We start from the raw sequence: 21,182 nt of genomic DNA on the forward strand, positions 1-21,182 counted from the left end.
CGATGAGTTTACATGCGTATTAAATTCAACTGTCTCCTTTTTGAGACACTTTTCATAATGAAGAGAAGGTGATACGTTTTTTTTCTTAAGACGACTATTGATTTGTAAGCGTTTTTTTATCGTAAATAAGCGACTGCTTTTGGCATGCATCTTGATTGTGCGTGCGTCGCATAGTTCGTCGGAGACGGGCTATTAGAGTCTATATGGATATTTTACTTTTAATTTATACAAAGGGTGGTGGGTGAAAGATCAGACTTTATTACGTTTTTCTCTAAAGTTTGATTGAGCCAGTACGATTACTATACTATTGTAAGGTAAATAACCAAATGCGTTCAGAACAAATTCATGACTTTTGGAGCACAATTCCACATGCTTTATTTGTGGCCATAAAACATTTCAAATCGGATAACCTAAGTAAAGTGAAAAAAGTTGTTGATGCCTATAACAAGGCGAAAGAAGCGAAGCAGTTAGCTCAGCATTTTTGCGAGTATTTTCATTCTGAAATCGCCGAATCTCAAGAAGATCTCGATAAGTGTTATCGAATCAGACATGAGGTTTATTGTGAAGAGATGAATTATCTTCCTTTGTGTGAAGATAAGCTAGAAAAAACTTCGGTCGATGAACATTCTCAGCATTATATTATTCAACATAAATACAGTCGTCATTTCGCTGGTACTGTTAGGTTGGTCTATACAGACAATGATGAGCAGCAATTGCCAATAGAACAATTCTGCAAAGACAGCATTACCAACGAAAAATTACATCCAAACGCTTTTCCGCGAAATCAGATTTGTGAAATTTCCCGATTGGCGGTGCCAGCGAGCTTTCGCCGAAGACGTATGGATAAATTCAAAAATGCTGCAACTGGTGGCATCAACGAATATGAATATTCTGAGGAAGAATTAAGATGTTTTCCTTTCGTCGCGATAGGCCTGTATTTGGCAGCTGGTGCTGCAGCACTGAGAACGGGAAGATATCATGTATTTGTAATGATGGAGCCAAGGCTTGCTAGAAACATGAAGTTTGTCGGTATCAAATTTAATCAGATTGGCGATACCGTAAATTACCATGGTAAAAGAGCGCCTTATTACATTGATGCAAGAATATTTAAGAAACAACTTAAAACTGCATTTAAGAATATGTTGGCGATGATTGAAGGCCAATTGTACGAAGAAAAATAAACCATGAATAAATCAGTTGTGAATAATGACTAATTTTAATTATGAAAATGCTTTTTCACGTAATATAGGTTGGCTAACGCCACAGGAACAAAACCTTTTAAGAAGCAAAAAGGTAGCAGTGGCCGGCTGTGGCGGCGTTGGTGCTGAATATATCGTTTCTCTCGCCAGACTTGGCATTCAGCAATTCAATATTTCAGATTTTGACGATTATGAAGTTCACAATTTCAATCGTCAGGCTGGGGCATTCATGTCCACTGTTGGTCGTCAAAAAGCCGATGTGATGGAACAAGTTGCTTTAGATATAAATCCCGAAAGCACTATCCAGTCGTTCAAGGATGGCGTAAATCCAGAAAACGTAGATAGCTTTCTTGATGGCGTTGATTGCTATGTCGATGGCTTAGATTTCTTCGCCTTAGAAGCTCGAATATTGGTGTATCAAAAATGCCAAGAAAAGGGAATTCCGGTGTTTATTGCTGCACCTATTGGTATGGGCGTTGCCATGTTAAATTTCTTGCCTGGCTCTATGTCTTACGACCAGTATTTTAACTTTTCAGCAGTGGAGACATTAGAAGAAAAGCTTGTGCTCTTCATGGTTGGATTATCCCCCTCCTTAATACAGATGAAATATCTGGTTTATCCCGAAGGAGCTAACTTCAAAGCACAGAAGACACCTTCGACAATAGCAGGTGTTAAATTATGTGGAGGAGTTGTCGCCAGTAATGTGTTAAAATTTTTGACAAACAGAGGCGAAATTATCAAAGCTCCCTACGCTATGCACTTTGATGCTTATTTGAACAAGTTAGTTAAAACTAAATGTGCATTTGGTAATAAAGGGCCTTTGCAACAATTGAAGTATCGCATCGCAAAATCTAAGTTAGTGCGCTAGTAAGGTTTTTACTATAACAATAGCGTTGAACTTCTATGCTTTAAATAAATCATAAAGTTTCCGCACGTTCTAGCGTTTTAAATGGTTTGTAAGTTTAAATTTAATAAAATATTTGCCTTAAGGCTCTAAGGAAATTGGCTCTATGAAATGGAACATACGTTGGATATTAATAATCGCAAGCTTAACATTAATATCTTGTGGTCAGCAGACGCCCGAAGAACTAATGAGCAGTGCAAAAGCCAACATTGAAGCTGGAGATAAAAAAACTGCAGTTGTCGAGCTGAAAGCCCTAATAGCCCAAGACACAAATAATGCGGAAGCAAGACTTCTATTAGGCAATATTTATTTAGAGTTGGGTGACTACGCAGCCTCTGAAAAAGAGCTTAGAAGAGCTGATGATCTTGGTGTTCCAAAGCGGATAGTTCTACCAAACATTGCCAGAGCCCTTTATTATCAAGAAGATTTTGACGGTGTTATAGCTTTGTCAGGCGAAGTCGATAAAGTTTCAGATGTGGCTGCTAGTGAATCAGTCCAACTTTTCATCTTTTTATCTAAAATTAAACTCAAAGAAAATCTGAATCAACTCATAACACCTGTTTTTGAGGATAAAAACAAAGAGTCTTTAGCTAACGCTTACCTTCTTTTTACAAAAAATGATATTCAAGAGGCAAATACTGCTATTGCTGAATTTCCACAAGACCATGGAAATTATGCAGAATACTTATTTATCCACGCTATTATCAACGAGTTTAATCGTGATTATGATAAGGCAATTCCTAGCTACAATGCGTTATTGAATCTGCACCCAAATTATCATTTGGTCAGGTTTTTATTAATAGATGTTCTTATCCGCACTAATCAATTAGAACAAGCTACTACAAACATTGATTATTTAATGGCATTAAATTCGGAGCAACCGATTGTCAATTTCTACAAAGCGTCAGTCGACTTTATTAACAAGGACTATGAAAATAGCTTTTTGCATTCTCAAAAAGCAAAGAACGAAGGTTTACTTGAATTACGAAACGACATCATTCTTGGTTTAAGCGCTTTAAAACTAGGAAAACTAGAACAAGCATATGCATCAATTGAAAGAAGTGCTAAACAACTTCCAAAAACACTTGGCATACAACGAGTGTTGGCCAAATTGCAATTAGAATTAGGGCTTATTGCGGAAGCAGGTGAAACGATCGCAACATTGAAAGGGCAATCAGAGCTCGATGATGAGTTATATAACGATGCCGCGAATGTTTTTGCTAAATTACAAGACTTTTCATTAGCCCAACAACAATTACAGATTATAAATAACACCGATGCTAAAACGCCGGATTCCATATTAAAAGAGGGATTGAGCAAAATAGCGGCCGGTGATTATAGCGGCGTAGATGATATTAGATTATCTATTGAGCTTGCTCCTGAAGTGATTCAAAAGTGGCTATTGCTGGCTGAGATTTATGTTAATCAAGGTAAAACAGATTCGGCATTGGCGTTAGCTCGAGCATTAGCGAATGATGAACCAGCATTAGGACTTGTTCTTGAAGGGCAAATATATGGCAAGTCGGGTAATCTAGATAAAGCACTAGCATTATTTGAAAAAGCTTATGCGTTGTCACCAGAGAAAACCCCGGTGGTCAATAATTACGTTCGATCGCTGGTTGAATCTGAAAACTATAAACTTGCAATGGACATAGCTAAAACAGCACTGAAAGACGAGCCTAGTAATCAGATTCTGAGCGGAGAATATTTAAAAATAACAGGTGCAACTGGACTTTCCGAAGAAGACGGCCTCTTTATAGAATCCTTGGTCAAAGATAATCCTGAGCTTATACAGCCTAAGATGTTATTAGCTGCCTTCCTTCGAAAACAAGGGAAAATAGATGAAGCATTTAAGATTTTAGATGCAAAAGATAGTCGACTATCTGATATTGGACTGATGTCACTAGGAGATATTTTTTACAATCAAGATAAATTTAAAGATGCAGAGGAAATCTACAAAAGATGGTTGCAACTTTACCCTGAGCAAGTAATGCCTTACTTAAGACTTATTGGCACATATAGTAATCAAAAAGAATTTACTAAAGTGCGACAAACACTGAACCAAGCTTTGGCTAAGTTTCCAAATAGCGAAGCTTTGCAGCTTGCTCAAGTGCAAGACTATATTCGGAACAGGGATTATGCAGAAGCGGATAAGAAACTTAATATGCTTTCATCTTCTGGATCTAAAAACACCTTACTTCCAAAATATGTTGGAATAGTTGCTCTCAACAAAGGCGAGTATGCTAAGGCAGTTGAGAATCTTAGTTCCTATTATGAATATTCAAATGCGCTAGAGGATGCTATCAATCTATCATCTGCGCTGGCATATAATGGACAAATAGAAAAAGGCGCGAGTCTTCTTATTGAGCAAGCAAACAGTAATCCGAATCCTTTAGCGAAATACGCAGCTGGTGAATATACTATGGTGCATAGTTTAAATAGCAAAGCTAAAGATATTTATGAAAATATATTGGCAAGCCAACCAAGCAGCTTAGTTGCTATTAATAACCTAGCCATGGTGAACATAGAACTAGGAAATAATGAAACTGCTTTGGAATATGCTCAACAGGCGAATAATTTAGCGCCCGAACATCCGTTAATTTTAGATACTTATGGTTGGGCTCTTTATAAGAATGGACTGTTATTAGAAGCGGAAACCACTTTAGAAATTGCATATAACAATTCGTCCAAAGACCCTTCCGTTGGTCTTCATTATGCGCAGGTCTTAATTGAAAGAAACAAAAAACAAGAAGCGCGGCAAATTCTCAATAGTTTGAATCCAAGAACGAGCTCACAAGATACGTTGAAGAAAAAGCTTATGGAAAACTTCAATTAATAATTGATTAAATGTTGTCAGCATTTTTAACACTTTGGTATTAAATAAAAATTGTCAGATCGACATGATGGGTTTATGTTGTTGATATATAAAGGTAAAAAATTTATTTCAGAAGTTGGCATCCTATGTGCATTGTTAGTAAGTGAGATTCACCAAACAGTTATTTTAAGGAAAAACTAATGAACAAATTATTTAAAACATGTATTGCAACTGCAATCATCGCAAGCTCAAGTGTAGCTATGGCAAGCAACGTATACATAAACCTTGCTAACAACAGCTATGATACTAACAGATTTATTGGTTCTGCAGACGCTGACACAGCAACTGGCCAATTTACTGAATTAGGTTTCAGCCAGTTATGGGCTACTTCAATTTATGATTTAAACCCAGATATGTCATTGGCTGGCACTGTAACAGATACTAACATTACTGCCGACTTAGCTGCTGCTGGTATCCCTGGCGGTCCTTACAATTCAATCGACGGATCAACTAGTTCTTCTTTGGTTTCTCCAGATTGTGCTTTAGGTCAATGCGACATTGATGCTCTTAGCCCACTTGTACCGCCTTTAGGAACAGATAACGAAGGTTTCTTACAAACTTGGGATATCCAAGTAGAGTATTCATTGACTGCAAACTTAACGCCTGCAGGTCCTCAGTATTACACTGGTTACATTGAGTTTTTCTTCAACGATTTACTTAATGATGCGAACGACCGTTCAATCATGCTTGCTGAAGTAACAGGTTCTAGCATTGAAGCTGCAAATCTTAACATCTTTTTTGACATCGTTTCAGCTGAGCTAGGCTTCTTCTTCGTTGAAGACGATTACGGCAACTTCCAAGACGCTGGGCAATTAGCTCTTGATGCTGTAACAAGCGATGATTATGCGAAGTTGAACCTAGATACTAACGTTGACCCAGACGGTGATACTCCAGTAATCCCTACTGCTAGCGATTTATTTGTTACTTCTTCAGGTCAAGCTGCACGTCAGTCTGGTTTGGACGGAAGTATCGCTGCTAGTCTAGTTCCAGAGCCTAGCATGTTAGCGCTTCTTGGACTAAGCATCATTGGTTTTGGCGTAGCTTCACGTCGTAGAAAATAAGACCTCGTTTGGTGAATCTGAAAAACCGGCCTAATGGCCGGTTTTTTCTTTTTGTACAGATCGTCAAATCTTTTTACACTTTTCAACATTGATCAAATTCATAAAAACAACACATCCTTTTGGTTAAATCTGGCCAAATTTGATCATTCCTGATCACTCAAACTTTCGTTTAGCATGCCAGATAGTTAAAAAATCTATTTCTCAAATAGATGTATCAGTCCAAATATTTAAACAACCATTTGTGTAAAATAGTTAACCTATTTTAACTATTTCTTTGGTAGCAAAAGTTGCGGCGGTCTGGAAATAAGATCCTTAACTAGATAGAAAATTCGCGGTAACCACAAAAAGAATGTCGGTAACAACTGGAAATGCAACAAGCTACTTTGGGGGATACTTAATATGTGGCTAATTCGTCCAGAGATTAAAGACCGCTATAATACATCATTAGGTTTTTGCATAGCTTTGTTTGGAGGACTATTGAATCAATCATTGCACGTTAGCACTATTACATTCAACAAATTAAAGCATAACTGATAGCAGTATTTATCATCGATAACTAAGCTTAATGCTCGAAGAATATTGCTCTATTTGGATAAACCAGTATGTAATGCAGTTCTATACGCTGAAATCGCTGGTATGAAAGCAATAAAGCATGTCACCAACATAACAATAGCGAACAAGATAAAAGTATTTGCATGAAAAATATTGGTATCGATGAATAGACCAAAATGCTCGCTTAAATAGCTGCTACTCAAATGTAGCCCTAACCAAACAACTAATAAAGCCAAGACAGCGCCAGTGAAAGCTAACAATAAAGCTTCAATTTGAATCATGCCAAATATGACCAATGGACCCGCTCCAATTGCTCTTAAGACTGCAAATTCATGATGGCGTTCGCGCATGCTGGCTAGCAACATTGTTGAAAGCCCAAGAATGGAAGCGATGAGAATCATAAAAGCTATGACCAGTAATAAGTTCTCTACCATGCCTATGAGTTGCCAAAGTTCATTCAAAGCTACACCGGGGATAATTGCAGATAAGGCTTCTTTTTCGTAAGTATTTACCTTGCGTTGAATTTGCAATGAGGCTATTGGGGATGATAGGCCTAAAAATACCGCGTTTATTCCAGATTCAGGTAAATCTACGTGCTGCTTGTTGTTGTAAGCTTCTACAACCTTGGATAACGCTGTTTTAGAGAGGTGTACAGCATTTAAACCCTGCAAACTCACGTGTATAGTTTGATCCACTGGCGTTCCCGTGGACTTTAAGATTCCAGTAACGTGAAATGGCGCTTGATCATGATGACTAAAACTGACATGACCCGTTCCGTGGGATAAGACAATCTTATCACCTACCTTGTAATTATTTTCGGCGGCAACATCGGCGCCTACAACCGCACCAAAAATATCATTAAATACGTCCCCCGAGCTAAAAGTTAGAGGTTGCTTGTTACCATATTTGTAATGTTCAAAATAATCTTTAGTTGTCCCTATAACGGAGTGTCCGTGATGGGAATCACCTAAGGAAATTGGCGCGCTCCACGCAACCATCGGATTACTTTTCAACTCTTGATAGCTTTCCCAACTCATGACATTAGATGCGCTACCTACCCGAAAAACTGAATACAGTAATACATTAATTTGTCCTGTACGTGCGCCAACGATTAAATCAACGCCTGAGATGGTGCGGTTAAAGCTATTTTTTGCCTCTAATCTGACGTGTTCAACGGTTATTAATAAAGCCACGCTGATAATGATGGACAAAAGGGTTAGGATGACGGAACTAGATCGACTTTTTAAACTTTCAAAAGCAAGTTTAACTAACATTGGGCATAACTCCCTGATTTAGTTCTGTAAAATTTACTCTAGTGTGAAAATATTTGGCGAGGGTTTTATCATGGCTTACAAAAATCAATGTACAACCGAAAGTTTGAGTTAAGGATACTAAGAGTTGCATAAAGCTATCTCTTGCATCTTCATCTAGGGCTGAGGTCGGTTCGTCTACAATAAGCAGTTCTGGCTTGTTTATTAAAGCTCTGGCAATAGCTACTCGTTGTTGTTGCCCCACACTTAACTGACTTGCTTTTCTATTGAATATATCTACGGATAATTGCAGTTCGGTTACAAGATGTGATATTTCATCTTTATTTACTCTAGTACCACTGAACTTGGTCGCTAGCAGTAGATTATCGAGCACGCTTAGATAATGAATTAAATTGAATTGTTGAAAAACTACACCTATATGCTGGGCTCTAAATTTGTCTCGCTGACGGTTTTTCAATTTTGAAAAATCTTCGCCTAAGAGTCTTATTTCTCCGGCGGTTGGCTTTAAAACGCCCGCCAAAAGGTTAAGTAATGTACTTTTGCCACAGCCCGAAGGTCCATAAAGAAAAATACCTTCCCCTTTGTTAAGCGTCCAATCCTTAATATCTATTACGAATTGCGCAGACTGGGAGTAGGTATAACACAGATCTGTAACTTGTACGGCAGGTACTGGCGGCATAACTGGTAACTTTATCCTAGAGTAAATAATCGAATTTTAGAATTTATGATAGCATCCTAACTAAGGATACTGACAGTTTAATTCTTAGTTGACCTATACCCTTTTTGTCATTTCCACCGATACGATTAGGTAGAAAAACACAAAAAAATGAACAAAAATAGGTAAATTTCCGGTCAAGTGTCGGTAAACAACGCTAGCAAAAAGGGGAAAAAAGTAAAATGAAATTCGGGAATTTGTTTTTACTGCCTTTCTTAACATTTCTACAATTTTCAGCCCTAGCTCAAGGTATTACAGATCTAAAAGATATTAATACAGCACTAACCGAAAAAGCGTTTTCAGGTAATCTTATCATTGCCCAAGGGGGGCAAATAGTATTTCAACAACAATATGGAATTGCCAATCGAGAACAAAAAATTGCTTATGATAAGGATACAGTGTTTGGTATTGGTTCGGTAACAAAACAGTTTGTTGCAACGGCCATTCTTAAATTGCAGGAGCAAGGGAAGCTATCCGTCAATGACACCCTAGAAAGCTTCTTTGATAATGTGCCAGAAGATAAAAAGGCAATCTCGGTACATCACCTTTTGACCCAAAGTTCGGGATTCATGGCGAATTTTGATAAGGAGCCTTTATATGGCTTGATGCCTCATTCGTCATTACCTCAAAGAGCTTTTGATACCAAGCTAGTGTTTTCACCTGGCGAAAGTTATGCCTATTCGAATATTGGATATAGCCTACTTGCCAGAATTATTGAAAAAGTCAGCGGTCAAAATTGGGAGGCTTATATTCGACAAAATATTCTATTGCCAGCCGGTTTGAGCTATACAGGGTACAGGCTTCCTAAATATGAGCGCAATAAACTAGCAATTAATTACGGAGCCGATCAGAATGCGTTCCAGCGCATGTTTAAAATAAAGGCGAAAAGTAAAAGTGTCGGACATTCATTATCCCATTTGTTGAAAAAACCTGGAGAAAGATGGTTCGAGGGCGCGGGTGGTTTTCTTTCAACGCAAGATGATATGTTTAAATGGTATTTAGCTATACGTGATCAACAGGTTTTAACCGAACAAAGCTGGAATCTTATGCATTCTCCCCATGTTAAGGAGAATCCAGAGCAGAACTGGTTTTATGGGTACGGTTGGGCAATTACTGAATTGAATGAGCATGACCGTATTACTCACAATGGCTCAAATGGTTATAACTTTGCTGAATTTAGCTATTTCCCAGATTTGGATTTGTTTATTTTTGTTTCTACGAACGATATCGATAACTATCCAGAAGAAACCATTAACAGCATATACAAATTTATTGTTGCAAAAAATAATAGTCCGGAAGTTGCAATACAGAGTGCTTCAGCTAGAGATCGGCTTTATTAATTTTTTTTCTTAGATTACCAACATTGGTTAAGGTTTTGAGCTGGTTCTTTATAACGGGTTCTGCAAATTTGGCGATTAAATAACTAACAGTTGATAGCCCGCTTAAAACGACCAATGGTGCTAAGAGCGCCACGTCGGGGTCGACAAATTTACCAAGTTTAATGACAGAGGCTACGAGCATGTTTTCATGTATTAAATACAGTGGATAACTAATAAATCCAAAAAAGAGTAGAAACCTAGTTGCCAATATCTTTTGAATTACAGGTGAGATTAGGCTTGTGGCGAACAGAGCTACCAAAAATAACAAAACGAAAAACTTGTCAGTTTGGCCTGCAGATGTTGTTACAGAGGCGAGTATTCCTACTGCTAATGCAATTGCAAAATTATACTTTTTGTTGTCAATCATAAAACGATAAAAAAAGCATCCAGAGGCAAACCAACCAAAGTGTTCAAGTGAGTAAAATGGAATACGCCATCGAATAGGTTCTAGCCATTGTAAGTCTGAAATAATCGGCATTTGGGTGATAGATACAGCAAATAGGTATGCGCCGAAAATAAACCAAGGAAGTTTATCTTTGCTAATAAAGAAATAACAAACGGCTGCAAATAGATAGAACTTAACTTCAACATAAATTGACCAATAGGCGCCTTCTAATGGACTAAAAGCTAACCCTGTCCACCACCCGAGCCAGTCTGGATCTATTAATGTTAAGCCGGGTAATATATCTGTGAATTCTGGTTGGCCCGCAGGGCGTTCGATAAAAAAGGATGCAGTGAAATAAGACAATAAGCTACAGATCAACATTGCAGGAAATAAACGAAGCCAACGCTTTTTTATAAAGGTTAATGCGCCGGAACTTCTCTCTAGCGTCATATATATTACAAAACCAGAAAGAAGGAAAAATAGCTGGACGCCAGTATTACCGAAAGTAAAAAAAATAACGCTTTGCCATTTATCGCCATAAGGCACAATTTCACTCCACCTAGCGTAGGAGTGATAAAAGAACACCAACAGTATGGCTAAGCCTCGTAAACCATCAAGGTGATTAATTCGCAAGTTGTCGTCCTTTTTAACTCTTATCTGTTATTTATCGGTAGTGAATAATAAATCCTAATACCAGATTCCGCATTTAGGCAAACTTCATACTGATATCTGAGGCTTATTTTTGTTCTCTAACTCTTAATTCCAGCTTCAACCCATCGTGTTCCTTGATTGGTTGTTTCCTTTTTCCAAATGGGTACACGAGTTTTCAAATAGTCCATAATATAACTTGCAGCTTGAAAAGCTTGCTCTCTGTGTTGAGAAGAGACGCCAACAAAAACTATTTGGTCGTTAACTTGCAAGTTTCCTACTCGATGAATTACCGAGACTCGGCCTAGTTGCCATTTACTTTTCGCTTCATCAACAATGGCTGCAAGCTGTTTTTCTGCCATTTGAGGGTAATGCTCTAAGGTCATTCCAGTGATTTCATGGCCCTGATTAAAATCTCTTACTAAGCCTACAAAAAATACAACTGCACCATCCGTTGGGTTGGCATCAGTGAGTTTGTTATATTCCACACCGACATCGAAATCTATCTGTTGAATTTTGATCATTATTTAGCCGCCAGTCACTGGAGGGAAAAAGGCAACCTCGTCATTATCTTTTACAATGGTCGTAGGACTCACAATTTGATGATTTACCGCACAAAGAAGCTGCTTATCTTGAAAAATATCAGCCCAATCGGAGTGAGTATTAACTATTTCTTCAGCAACCATTTTTACAGTTAAATTTTCACGCGCCTCTATGCTTAAGTTAGTAACTCCTAACTGTTCACGCAGACTTGCAAAAAAGCAAATTTGAATCATATGGCATTCACCGAGGGATGTTTCCAATCACCAGTTTTGCCACCAGTTTTTGTGAGTACTTTGATACCTTCAATACGCATCGCAGGATCTGATGCTTTGCACATGTCAAAAAGCGTCAGTGCAGTTACACTGACAGCCGTTAATGCTTCCATTTCAACGCCCGTTTTGCCATTTAGCTTGCACATAGCTTGAATTCTTAATCTTTGTTCAGATTGCTCAACAAAAATATCTACATCAACTTTGCTTAACATTAGAGGGTGACATAAGGGAATCAAATCACTGCATCTTTTTGCACCCATAATGCCGGCTATTTTCGCTGTGGTAATAACATCGCCTTTTTTATTTTGTTGCTCGTTCAACTGATCGATGGTTTTGCCCGACATATAAATAAAGCCTTCAGCCACAGCCACACGCTGAGTTTGTTCCTTGTCGCCCACGTCGACCATGTTTACCTCACCCTTTTGATTAACATGGGTTAATTGAGTCATTATTGATGCTTCTTAGTGATATGTTCGACAAAATTGCAAGGTCTATTATTACTATCAAGTTGTGGCGCAATAAGTTTCCAACCGTCTTTACAAGCGCCTGTAGAACCCGGTAAGCAAAAAATTACCGTTTGGTTGGCAAACCCAGCAAAGACACGTGATTGGATAGTTGAGGTGCCAATAGTCTCAAAGCTTTGTGCTCTAAATAATTCACCAAAACCATCTACATCTTTATCAAAAAGTGGCTTGATAGCTTCAGGTGTTACATCAGCTGGAGTAAAGCCGGTACCGCCAGTAGTCACAACGCAATGAATATTTTCATCGGCTATCCATCGACTCACAATTTCACGTAATTGATAGATATTGTCTTTGACTATGCTTCTTTCATACACCTGATGTCCATCAGCTTCCACTGCGGTGACCAAATAGCCTCCACTAGTATCGGTGTCTATAGTTCTGGTATCTGAAATGGTAAGAATAGCGATTTGAAGACTTGTCTTAGCGGACACAAGGGTTCCTTTAATTATGTAGAAAGTTTACGCATTAGTTATGAATAGTAACAAATCAGTCTGGAATGCAAAATAGGCTAGTGTAATATAGTACCTGAGCTTCATTTGAGTAGAGATAATACAATAATGCTAACAGACAATTTTGGCAGGCGATTCGAATATTTACGAATGTCGATAACCGACGTTTGTAATTTTCGTTGCAACTATTGTCTACCAAATGGTTACCAATGTGATAGTTCACGCGAGTTTCTTTCTTTAGATGAAATTAGCACTTTGCTGCAAGCTTTTGCCCAGCTAGGTACTAAAAAAGTGAGGATTACCGGCGGTGAACCCTGTTTGCGAAAAGATTTGGTCGAGATTGTCAAAATCGCTAAGAATACCCCTGGAATAGAGCGAGTTGCTATGACCACCAATGGGTTTAATTTAGAAAACAAAATTGAATCCTTGGTAAATGCAGGTCTTGATGCTTTGAATTTAAGCTTAGATAGCCTAGATCCACGGATGTTTACCGCTATTACAGGATCTACCCAACACAGCAAGATTTTATCTGGATTAAATAAAGCCGCAGAGATGGGAATATCATCTATTAAGATAAATGCAGTGTTATTGAAACAATATAATCCAAACGTTTTATCTGAATTTCAACACTGGCTTAAAGATAAGCCCTTTTCGGTACGCTTTATAGAGTTAATGCAAACCGGGGATAATTTATCTTTTTTTGAGCGGAATCATCTCAGTGGAGAGCAACTTAAGCAACAATTGTTATCGGAAGGTTGGCAACTGTGCATTCGTAGCAAGCTTGATGGGCCTGCTCAAGAATTTTCGCACCCTGATTATGCTGGCCGCATTGGTTTAATAATGCCTTACAGTAAGGATTTTTGTAAAAACTGCAATCGACTAAGAGTATCCGCATTAGGTAAATTGCATTTATGTTTATTTGCGGAACAAGGCATTGAACTTCGCCGATATCTACAAATGCAAGACGTGGACGCCACTGTATCAGCAATTCAATCCGCTATGACGGATAAAAAAATTAGTCATGAATTACAGCAAGGATTTACCGGCGCAACTACCCATCTCGCCATGCTTGGCGGCTAGCCCTGTTTTAGTCGATAATTAAATTATATTTTCAAACAATACAATGGCATACCAATCGAATGTTAATCATTGGTTAAAACTTGTTGCGGCATTCCAATTCTGCGTATATATTGCTGTATAAATATACAGCAATAATAGAGATGTCTAATTTCAACAAAAGGACGCAGTGCTCTTACTTTTAACTATAAAGGAGTGTAAAAATGGAAATGAAAAATCCCGTAGGTTGGTTCGAGATATATGTCGACGATATGGATAGAGCGAGTGAGTTTTATAAAAGTGTTTTTAATGTCTCTTTTGAGCCATTAGCAGATCCCACCAATGAAAACTTTAAAATGATGATGTTCCCGTCATGTATGGATACCTACGGGGCTTCCGGTGCCTTGGTCGAAGTTGGTGATGTTAAGGCTGGTGGGAATTCCACCATTGTGTATTTCTCATGCGATGATTGCGCTGTTGAAGAATCTCGTATTGAAGCTGCTGGCGGTAAGGTAGAGCGCAGTAAAATGTCTATTGGAGAGCATGGATTTATAGTGCTTGCTTTTGATACTGAAGGAAACATGATCGGGTTGCATTCGATGCAGTAGTATCTTGCCCTGGTAAGCAATATTTAACGATTTCTGAATCCGCTAATATGCTACCCCGTCATCCTGAGTAAGTGCTTGGCGGGGACTTCTTGCTTTAGGAATTCTAAAAGTGCTTGAGCCGCTGGCGAAATTGAAGCCTGTTTCTCTATCATTATCTGTGTTTGCACGGCAGGTAATGGAAATTGTGGTAATAAAACTTTTAGACCGCCATTTTTAACATGGCTTTGAATTAAAAAGTCGGGTAATACCGCAATTCCAACACCTTGACTGGTTAGGTCTAATAATGTCTGAACATCTTCAATCATGAGTTTCCAATTTAGATCAAGGCTTTGTTCACCAATAACAAGGGGTGTAATACTCTTGGATTGCAATAAAAAGGGTAGGTTAGCAATATCCTCAGATTGAGTTACTTGGTTAAATTTAGCCAGTAAACTAGGTGCTGCCACTAGCCAATGGCGAACCAAGGTTAGTCGATGCATATCGTACTCTTTGGCGTCATGAGCTTGAGTACTGATCTTAACGTCAAATTTAGATGTTGTTAGCGAGCCGGCAGTTTGAAAGCTGATGTTTATAGCATTGTATTGTTGTTGAAATGACTGGACATAGGGAAGTATCAGGTGTTGCATATAATTTTCGTCACAACAAAGCTCGACAGTGCCCTGTATCTCGTTAGATGGCGTATTTATGCTAGATTCAACTTCTAGTGCTTGTTTGATTGATTGACGACTAATTGCAAATAAGCGTTGACCTTCAGCTGTCAAAGAAAACGATCTTGTTGAGCGCTTTATCAGTATGATGCCTATACGTTTCTCAAAATCTGAAAATCGACGGCTTAATGTAGCCTTAGGTAAGCCTAAAGATTCTGCTGCACGAGAAAAGTTACCCAGCTCTGCGATGGTAACGAAAATAGCCAAGTCATCGAGTTGCATCTGTGTTCCATATATGGAATTAAGTTGTATTATTTTTACGCTAATTTTGATGGTTTAACAAGGGTTGCCAAAATTTTCAGAACAATTAAATAGGTATTTTATGAAGTTTACAGCGCCTTTTGGCTATCATCCTATGCAGCATGGTGCGGCTTTCGATGCTAAGCAGTACAATGTTAGACAAGCTGGATTAACGACATCCCCAGTGTTAAACATAGACTGGTTCAAAATGACCGAGCCCACATTTCCACCGCATCCACATGCTGGGTTTTCTGCTATAACTTATCTTTTTCCCGACAGTCCGGGTGGCTTTATAAATAAAGATAGTCAGGGGTATGTAGGGGATATCTTGCCTGGTGATATGCATTGGACAATGGCGGCGTCCGGTATAGTGCACGATGAGATTCCCATTGAGAATGGCGTTATGGTCGAAGGTTTTCAAATATTTATGAATCTTCCAGAAGAGCATCAATTATTGCCGGCGAAAGCTTTTCGTATCAAAGCAGAAGATATGTTAATTGAGAAATCCTCTAGTGGTTATTTACGTTTTGCGATAAAGGGTAATGAGAATAAGGGGGAATCCTTAATCCCATTCAATGCACTTATTGGTGAAATGGTGTTTACCGAGACCGGGGAATTATCGGTTGAAGTACCCGCTTGTCACTCTGGACTTTTAGTTGCTCTGAATGGAGACTTTAGCGTTTCAGACAAAAACATTAGCGAATTCAACGCTATCGGATTTGAAAGTGCTGGCACGGAAACCCTTAAAGTACAGGCTAACGGCGGGACTAAAATCGCCATTGTAGCAGGGGATATTATGACGCAACCGGTATTTCATTATGGTCCGTTTATTATGTCCAGTAAGGCCAAGCTAATTGACCGCATTGAAGCCTACAATAGGGGAGAATTTGGAAAAATAGAGTAGCACATTCGGCAAAGCTCTCTTTCTTTACGTATTTTTGGTAGCATCCTTATATTCAGACTTTAGATAATGTTTTTATGGATTTTAAAACCAAGTTTACTGCTATTCGTCATTACTCTACTCACAAACAATCTCCGAAGGAAATCGGGAGTTTAGAAAGAGTATTCGAAAGTGATCGCGGAAGAATATTAAACTCAGCCGCAGTAAGGCGTTTACAACAAAAAACTCAGGTTTTTCCATTAGAGCGTAACGCAGCAGTTCGTAGCCGTTTAACTCATTCCATAGAGGTGATGCAGGTCGGGCGATACATCACAAGGACCATTTTCGACCTACTTAGTAGCAAGCAAAAAGACGAATTTGGACTAACAGGCTTGGAGCGTATTTTTGAAACAGTTGTGGAGATGTCTTGTTTATTACACGATGTTGGGAATCCGCCGTTTGGGCATTTTGGTGAAGACACAATTCAAGAATGGTTCTCAGATAATATTGATAATCTAGCACAAAAAGCGCAGGTAACATTGAGTGAAAGTCAGCGCCGAGATATTTGCCATTTTGAAGGGAATGCACAGGCGATTCGCATTATTCATTCACTGCAACAATTAAATCTTACTTTTACTCAAATAGCTGGGGTTCTGAAATATACCAGAGTCGCTAGTGAGCCTAAGCCAGCTGATAATTATTTAGCAAAGAAGCCTGGCTATTATTTGTCTGAAACATCTCTCATTAATGACATTCAAACGCAGTTAGATATTCAGCCAGGTTGTCGTCACCCGGTAGCCTATATTATGGAAGCCGCAGATGACATTGCTTATTGCATTGCAGATATTGAAGATGCGGTTGATAAAGGCATTATGAGTTTGCCTGTGGTTTCTGAAAAACTTAAACAGCACTACAGAAAAATTGCTGTTGAATTTAGCATAGATGCTGATGTCATTGATGAGCATATTGATAGAGCCCTGTTAAAAGCTCAAAAAAACAAAATTGTTGCTAGCAGTACCTATTTTATTTCTTTACGCGTTGGCTTACAGACGTTAATGGTCACTCATGCCGCTAATAGGTTTATTGATAACATTCAAGCTTGTTATCACGGAAATTTCAACGAGGCATTGCTAGAAGATAAAAGCCTTGCCCATGCTGTTTCAAAAACCCTAAAAGAAGTTGCTTTAGAATATGCATTTAGCCATCCTGAAGTTGAAAATAGCGAACTTCAGGGGCACCATATAATCTCTTCACTGCTAAACAAATACGCGAGATTATTAACGCTGACAGAAGAGAAATTTGCTACTCTTTTCGATGGTAAGACATCCCATGCGGTTGAAAAACGGCTTTTGAATAAGCTGGCTAAAAAGCACGTAAATGCTTACAAACTTGCTTCGGCAGCACACCCTGAACATGAGTTTTATTATCGCTGCCGCATGATTCAAGATAACATTAGTGGTATGACAGATGACTTTGCTTACGATGAATATCGAGCGCTTTATGTGGCGAATTAATGCGTAGCCAATTGATTAGCTACTTGAAGATGAAGCAGTTAACTCTTCTCTTCGTCCTCTGAAAGAGGATAAAACTGTCGCTAAAACTACGAAGATCAATGACATCTTTAACGCTAAAGCCACAGTGAGCATTAATTCATCGCTCGTTTGTTGGGAAATTACCCTATCTCCCAAGTAATAGTGCAACATTAAATTGACTATACTCATTCCCAGTAAATTGCCCACTGTACGAGATAAATTCATTGACGCGGAGGCAACCCCAACTTCGTTTTTGGAAACAGCTCCCATAATGGCGCTATTGTTTGGTGTAGAGAATAAGCCAAATCCCAATCCGATTAAAACAAGGGCAGTACCAACGTGCATGGCGGAAGTTGTGGTGTCGATTTGATTCATCAAAATAAAGCCACTAGCAACTATCATGCAGCCTAAGGTTGCAATTACTCTTGGCTGAAAGCGATCGGAAAGTTTACCGGCAATAGGCGCCATAATCGCCATGGCTAATGCTTGTAGGAGTAATATTTTACCCGCATGAGCTGGGGTGAAACCCTTGATATATTGCAGATACAAGCTCATCAAAAATACTATCGCAAAATTACTTCCATACATAAAAAATGAGGTAGCTAAAGACAGGCTGAAAACCCTACTTTCTTTAAACATTTGAACACGTATAAGCGGTTGAGCGCTTTTACTTTGATGCAGTATGAAGATGGCTATAAAGATTAGTGACAGTATACTAACGAATATGCCCAGAACACTTGGCAGTTTACTTAAGCCGTACACTAAGGCTATGGAAAATGCGCCAAAAAGCAGTGTGCCTTTATAATCAAATTTGTCGGGGATATCGTTCTTCCATTCGCCTTTTAACGAAAAGTGAATCACGATAAGCAGTACAACCACCAAGGGAACCTGAAAATAAAATACTGCACGCCAACTTATCACTTCAGTAAGATAGCCACCAATAGCAGGCGCCATGGTTAATCCTACATACACACATGCTGCTACTATGCCTAAAGCACTACCTCTCTTATGAGCGGGTACTACTGAGGTGACGATGGCGATCCCAGTACCAAATATCATAGACCCAGCCAAGCCTTGAATAAATCGCCAAAACAAAATCAAATCGATATTGTTCGCCATTCCAGACATAAGCGCGGCAAAGGCGTTTAATGCTAATCCTGCAACATAAAACCGTTTTCGCCCATAGTTATCGGCTAATTTGCCCGCAGGTAGCATGAAAGCGACATTGCTCAATAAATAGATGGTAGGTAGCCAACCTACTTTGGCGGCATCTGCATGTAAATCACTAGCTAATGATGGAATGGCAACATTCACAGCAGCCATTCCCATGGGGGCGATAAGATAACCACTACATACTACGAGTAACGCAATTGCTGTGGTTGATAAAGATAACTTGTTAATGAGGAAAAACCTTTAATTTTGAGGCCGTTACCACGGCAGTTGTTCACCATTTGTGTGAACGAAAATTCCTGTTGTTTGTAAACTTAATTCATCCATGCGTTCTATTAATCCAGCCGCAGACTCGTCAGCATCTATTAATCCGTTTTTATTCGTCATATCGGTTCGAACATAGCCAGGATGAAGTAGTGCAACTGCAATACCATCTTCTTTGAGGTCAATACTTAAGCATTTTCCTACCATGTTCACCGCGGTTTTTGACACTCGGTAAGCATAATTATCAGAGCTGGTGTTGTCCTCAATTGAACCTACTCTAGAACTAACTATACCCACTTTGCTTCCGGAATTCAGTAAGGGTTTTAGGGCTAAAATACTTCGCAAAGGACCTAAAGTATTAACATTAAAATGTTCTAGCATTTTAGCCATGTCAATTTGTGGGAATTGGTCTGATTCTAAAATACCTGAGTTATGTATAAGAATATCAATTTGTTCAAGAGGTATTCGATCGGCCAACTGTTGCATACTGCCATCATTGTCTACTTCGACATCTTCAACAATACGACAACCCACATTCTTAAGCGCTTGACTGGCTTTACGACATAAGGCGACGACTGTGTATCCTTTCCCTTGATACTGACGGGCAAATTCTAACCCAATTCCTCTGTTGGCACCAATAATAACCACTCTTTGTGACATGTTTCCTCCATCTAAAAAATGTAATACCTGAATCAGTCTAATAGATAATTCAATACGCAGGAAATGGCGTTATAGGTTTTAAAAACTCAAGAAAAAAGGATTACTTTTTTGCTAAATAATCCATCAGATCGGAAATTAACCAAAGCATAGGGGCATGGCCGTGAAGGTCTCCATCAACGCGAGGGCGCTCTAGATAATATTCTTGTTGTTTAGATTGTCCTGTGCCAACGCATATGTTGCTTAGTTTTCCCTGTTCATTAATTTGAGAAATAAGTGCTTGCCAAGCTTGATTTACAACTGGCAGATAGGTTTTTTGATCTAGGATATTTTGTTGGATACCCACTAATATAGCCCAAGCGAACATAGCGGTCGCTGAGCTTTCCTCCCAACTATCAGGGTTGGTCAGTAGTTGCCTCCACATACCTGACGGGGCTTGAGTGTCAGTTAGCGTTTTTACCATACGAAGATAACTTTGAGTAATGGCCTTGTAATTTGGGTGCTGTGGAGGCAACTCTGTTAATAATTCAGCGATCCCCGCAGCAACCCAACCATTACCGCGCCCCCAGAAATGAGGTGCCTCAGGTCCGTGCCAAAACAAGCCATTTTCTCGTTGGATTTTTTGCAAATAAGCCACAGTATTTAACGCAGCTTTGTCTAAATACTGCGTATCTTGAGTAACTCTGAAGGCTTGTACTTGGATAGCATTGATCATGTAAATATCATCAATCCAAAAACGGCTTTGAGAGGTTAAACCCGTAGGTAGGGGATTGTCCCATTGCGCATCTGCTAACACTAGACCTTGATGCTTTAAGGTAGCATCGCCAGTAACTCTATATATTTGCAAAGGGACTATTCCGATAACACTGCCGTCTACATGGTGATAGCCCGCTAAAGTATTAAAATCTGGAATTTCGTTATATTTGGTGTGTAACGCATTGAGTCTAACATCATCATTTAATTGCTCAGCTACCTGCAAAGCACCATAAACCGTCACCGCTTCAGCGTAGTGAAATCCATTAAATACATCACTTGCATACCACATCAATGACTCTCTGGCTAAGAGGTCATCAATGAATAAGCGTCCCACTTTCTCTAATTGTTGTTCAGAGGGCAAAGCTAAACTTGCTAGTGTGTGTCCAGTAAAACACAAGTATAACAGTGTCGTAATGAAGAGTTTATTCATGGCGCAAAGACAATGTCCTATTGGTCTATGGGCGAGGCCTGAACTAATATTAGCACTTATCTAAATAGTCGCAATTGTGGTTCTGTTAAGGCGGAATGGCTGGTT

20 protein-coding genes are annotated in these 21,182 nt (G+C 39.0%); 9 read left to right on the plus strand and 11 right to left on the minus strand.

The genetic code is table 11. The features are described 5' to 3' along the window. Positions 1–326 precede the first annotated feature (326 nt). The 4 genes from ACNKW3_RS03825 (at position 327) to ACNKW3_RS03840 (ending at position 6,039) form a co-directional block, all read left to right on the plus strand. On the plus strand, positions 327–1,181 hold the full coding sequence (locus tag ACNKW3_RS03825; protein WP_427397943.1) for a PEP-CTERM/exosortase system-associated acyltransferase: 855 nt from the start codon (positions 327–329) through the stop codon (positions 1,179–1,181). A 25-nt stretch (positions 1,182–1,206) separates the two neighbouring features. Continuing rightward, positions 1,207–2,067 (plus strand): ThiF family adenylyltransferase, encoded by an 861-nt coding sequence (locus tag ACNKW3_RS03830; RefSeq protein ID WP_427397944.1) that lies wholly within the window; start codon positions 1,207–1,209, stop codon positions 2,065–2,067. Between the two features lie 142 nt (positions 2,068–2,209). After that, a complete protein-coding gene (prsT, locus tag ACNKW3_RS03835) occupies positions 2,210–4,939 on the plus strand; it encodes an XrtA/PEP-CTERM system TPR-repeat protein PrsT (protein ID WP_427397945.1) in 2,730 nt (909 codons plus the stop codon). Between the two features lie 179 nt (positions 4,940–5,118). Further along, entirely contained in the window at positions 5,119–6,039 is a 921-nt protein-coding gene (locus ACNKW3_RS03840) for a PEP-CTERM sorting domain-containing protein (RefSeq protein WP_427397946.1), read from the plus strand. Positions 6,040–6,623: 584 nt separating this feature from the next. Here ACNKW3_RS03840 and ACNKW3_RS03845 read toward each other — a convergent pair. Together ACNKW3_RS03845 and ACNKW3_RS03850 are read right to left on the minus strand one after the other, a co-directional pair. Continuing rightward, on the minus strand, positions 6,624–7,865 hold the full coding sequence (locus ACNKW3_RS03845) for an ABC transporter permease (protein WP_427397947.1): 1,242 nt from the start codon (positions 7,863–7,865) through the stop codon (positions 6,624–6,626). After that, entirely contained in the window at positions 7,855–8,541 is a 687-nt protein-coding gene (locus ACNKW3_RS03850) for an ABC transporter ATP-binding protein (protein WP_427397948.1), read from the minus strand. Before ACNKW3_RS03850 ends, ACNKW3_RS03845 begins: the two co-directional genes overlap by 11 nt. Before the next feature lie 218 nt (positions 8,542–8,759). On the opposite strand from ACNKW3_RS03850, the gene ACNKW3_RS03855 reads away from it, so the two are divergent. After that, entirely contained in the window at positions 8,760–9,917 is a 1,158-nt protein-coding gene (locus ACNKW3_RS03855; protein WP_427397949.1) for a serine hydrolase domain-containing protein, read from the plus strand. On the opposite strand, the gene ACNKW3_RS03860 is transcribed toward ACNKW3_RS03855, so the two are convergent. From ACNKW3_RS03860 to moaB, 5 genes are all read right to left on the minus strand, one after another. Then, positions 9,898–10,974 carry an acyltransferase family protein gene (locus tag ACNKW3_RS03860; protein WP_427397950.1) on the minus strand — a complete coding sequence of 359 codons (1,077 nt, stop codon included), beginning with the start codon at positions 10,972–10,974 and terminating at the stop codon, positions 9,898–9,900. The two genes, ACNKW3_RS03855 and ACNKW3_RS03860, sit on opposite strands and share 20 nt — an antisense overlap. 116 nt (positions 10,975–11,090) lie before the next feature. Beyond that, on the minus strand, positions 11,091–11,513 hold the full coding sequence (gene moaE / locus ACNKW3_RS03865) for a molybdopterin synthase catalytic subunit MoaE (protein WP_427397951.1): 423 nt from the start codon (positions 11,511–11,513) through the stop codon (positions 11,091–11,093). Between the two features lie 3 nt (positions 11,514–11,516). Beyond that, on the minus strand, positions 11,517–11,765 hold the full coding sequence (gene moaD / locus ACNKW3_RS03870; protein WP_427397952.1) for a molybdopterin converting factor subunit 1: 249 nt from the start codon (positions 11,763–11,765) through the stop codon (positions 11,517–11,519). Continuing rightward, a complete protein-coding gene (moaC, locus tag ACNKW3_RS03875; RefSeq protein ID WP_427397953.1) occupies positions 11,762–12,253 on the minus strand; it encodes a cyclic pyranopterin monophosphate synthase MoaC in 492 nt (163 codons plus the stop codon). The genes moaD and moaC overlap by 4 nt, the downstream gene beginning before the upstream one ends. Then, complete coding sequence (gene moaB, locus ACNKW3_RS03880) at positions 12,253–12,759, minus strand: molybdenum cofactor biosynthesis protein B (protein WP_427397954.1); 507 nt, start codon at positions 12,757–12,759, stop codon at positions 12,253–12,255. The genes moaC and moaB overlap by 1 nt, the downstream gene beginning before the upstream one ends. A gap of 126 nt (positions 12,760–12,885) precedes the next feature. On the opposite strand from moaB, the gene moaA reads away from it, so the two are divergent. Both moaA and ACNKW3_RS03890 read left to right on the plus strand, forming a co-directional pair. Further along, the gene (moaA, locus tag ACNKW3_RS03885; protein ID WP_427397955.1) at positions 12,886–13,857 is read left to right on the plus strand and encodes a GTP 3',8-cyclase MoaA; all 972 of its coding nucleotides are present in this window, start codon (positions 12,886–12,888) and stop codon (positions 13,855–13,857) included. A gap of 206 nt (positions 13,858–14,063) precedes the next feature. After that, complete coding sequence (locus tag ACNKW3_RS03890) at positions 14,064–14,441, plus strand: VOC family protein (RefSeq protein ID WP_427397956.1); 378 nt, start codon at positions 14,064–14,066, stop codon at positions 14,439–14,441. Positions 14,442–14,491: 50 nt separating this feature from the next. Here the strand turns inward: ACNKW3_RS03890 and ACNKW3_RS03895 are convergent, their stop codons facing one another. Then, positions 14,492–15,370, minus strand: coding sequence for a LysR family transcriptional regulator (locus tag ACNKW3_RS03895; RefSeq protein ID WP_427397957.1), 879 nt, complete (start codon positions 15,368–15,370; stop codon positions 14,492–14,494). A 100-nt stretch (positions 15,371–15,470) separates the two neighbouring features. Between ACNKW3_RS03895 and ACNKW3_RS03900 the strand changes: the two genes are divergently transcribed. Continuing rightward, positions 15,471–16,292 (plus strand): pirin family protein, encoded by an 822-nt coding sequence (locus ACNKW3_RS03900; protein WP_427397958.1) that lies wholly within the window; start codon positions 15,471–15,473, stop codon positions 16,290–16,292. Between the two features lie 74 nt (positions 16,293–16,366). Then, entirely contained in the window at positions 16,367–17,782 is a 1,416-nt protein-coding gene (gene dgt / locus ACNKW3_RS03905; RefSeq protein WP_427397959.1) for a dGTPase, read from the plus strand. Positions 17,783–17,797: 15 nt separating this feature from the next. Here the strand turns inward: dgt and ACNKW3_RS03910 are convergent, their stop codons facing one another. From ACNKW3_RS03910 to ACNKW3_RS03920, 3 genes are all read right to left on the minus strand, one after another. Then, a complete protein-coding gene (locus tag ACNKW3_RS03910) occupies positions 17,798–19,171 on the minus strand; it encodes an MFS transporter (protein WP_427398180.1) in 1,374 nt (457 codons plus the stop codon). A gap of 57 nt (positions 19,172–19,228) precedes the next feature. After that, positions 19,229–19,894, minus strand: coding sequence for an SDR family oxidoreductase (locus ACNKW3_RS03915; protein WP_427397960.1), 666 nt, complete (start codon positions 19,892–19,894; stop codon positions 19,229–19,231). A gap of 100 nt (positions 19,895–19,994) precedes the next feature. Beyond that, a complete protein-coding gene (locus ACNKW3_RS03920; protein ID WP_427397961.1) occupies positions 19,995–21,077 on the minus strand; it encodes a glycoside hydrolase family 88/105 protein in 1,083 nt (360 codons plus the stop codon). Between the last annotated feature and the right edge of the window lie 105 nt (positions 21,078–21,182).

The organism is Glaciecola sp. 1036 (assembly GCF_050306235.1).
In the GTDB taxonomy this organism is placed as follows: Bacteria; Pseudomonadota; Gammaproteobacteria; order Enterobacterales; family Alteromonadaceae; genus Glaciecola.

Bases quoted from the DNA above. Each gene is read 5' to 3' on its own strand.
- ACNKW3_RS03825 (WP_427397943.1), top strand. From the start codon at position 327: ATGCGTTCAGAACAAATTCATGACTTTTGGAGCACAATTCCACATGCT.
- ACNKW3_RS03830 (WP_427397944.1), top strand. From the start codon at position 1,207: ATGACTAATTTTAATTATGAAAATGCTTTTTCACGTAATATAGGTTGG.
- prsT (WP_427397945.1), top strand. From the start codon at position 2,210: ATGAAATGGAACATACGTTGGATATTAATAATCGCAAGCTTAACATTA.
- ACNKW3_RS03840 (WP_427397946.1), top strand. From the start codon at position 5,119: ATGAACAAATTATTTAAAACATGTATTGCAACTGCAATCATCGCAAGC.
- ACNKW3_RS03845 (WP_427397947.1), bottom strand. From the start codon at position 7,865: ATGTTAGTTAAACTTGCTTTTGAAAGTTTAAAAAGTCGATCTAGTTCC.
- ACNKW3_RS03850 (WP_427397948.1), bottom strand. From the start codon at position 8,541: ATGCCGCCAGTACCTGCCGTACAAGTTACAGATCTGTGTTATACCTAC.
- ACNKW3_RS03855 (WP_427397949.1), top strand. From the start codon at position 8,760: ATGAAATTCGGGAATTTGTTTTTACTGCCTTTCTTAACATTTCTACAA.
- moaE (WP_427397951.1), bottom strand. From the start codon at position 11,513: ATGATCAAAATTCAACAGATAGATTTCGATGTCGGTGTGGAATATAAC.
- moaD (WP_427397952.1), bottom strand. From the start codon at position 11,765: ATGATTCAAATTTGCTTTTTTGCAAGTCTGCGTGAACAGTTAGGAGTT.
- moaC (WP_427397953.1), bottom strand. From the start codon at position 12,253: ATGACTCAATTAACCCATGTTAATCAAAAGGGTGAGGTAAACATGGTC.
- moaA (WP_427397955.1), top strand. From the start codon at position 12,886: ATGCTAACAGACAATTTTGGCAGGCGATTCGAATATTTACGAATGTCG.
- ACNKW3_RS03890 (WP_427397956.1), top strand. From the start codon at position 14,064: ATGAAAAATCCCGTAGGTTGGTTCGAGATATATGTCGACGATATGGAT.
- ACNKW3_RS03895 (WP_427397957.1), bottom strand. From the start codon at position 15,370: ATGCAACTCGATGACTTGGCTATTTTCGTTACCATCGCAGAGCTGGGT.
- ACNKW3_RS03900 (WP_427397958.1), top strand. From the start codon at position 15,471: ATGAAGTTTACAGCGCCTTTTGGCTATCATCCTATGCAGCATGGTGCG.
- dgt (WP_427397959.1), top strand. From the start codon at position 16,367: ATGGATTTTAAAACCAAGTTTACTGCTATTCGTCATTACTCTACTCAC.
- ACNKW3_RS03915 (WP_427397960.1), bottom strand. From the start codon at position 19,894: ATGTCACAAAGAGTGGTTATTATTGGTGCCAACAGAGGAATTGGGTTA.
- ACNKW3_RS03920 (WP_427397961.1), bottom strand. From the start codon at position 21,077: ATGAATAAACTCTTCATTACGACACTGTTATACTTGTGTTTTACTGGA.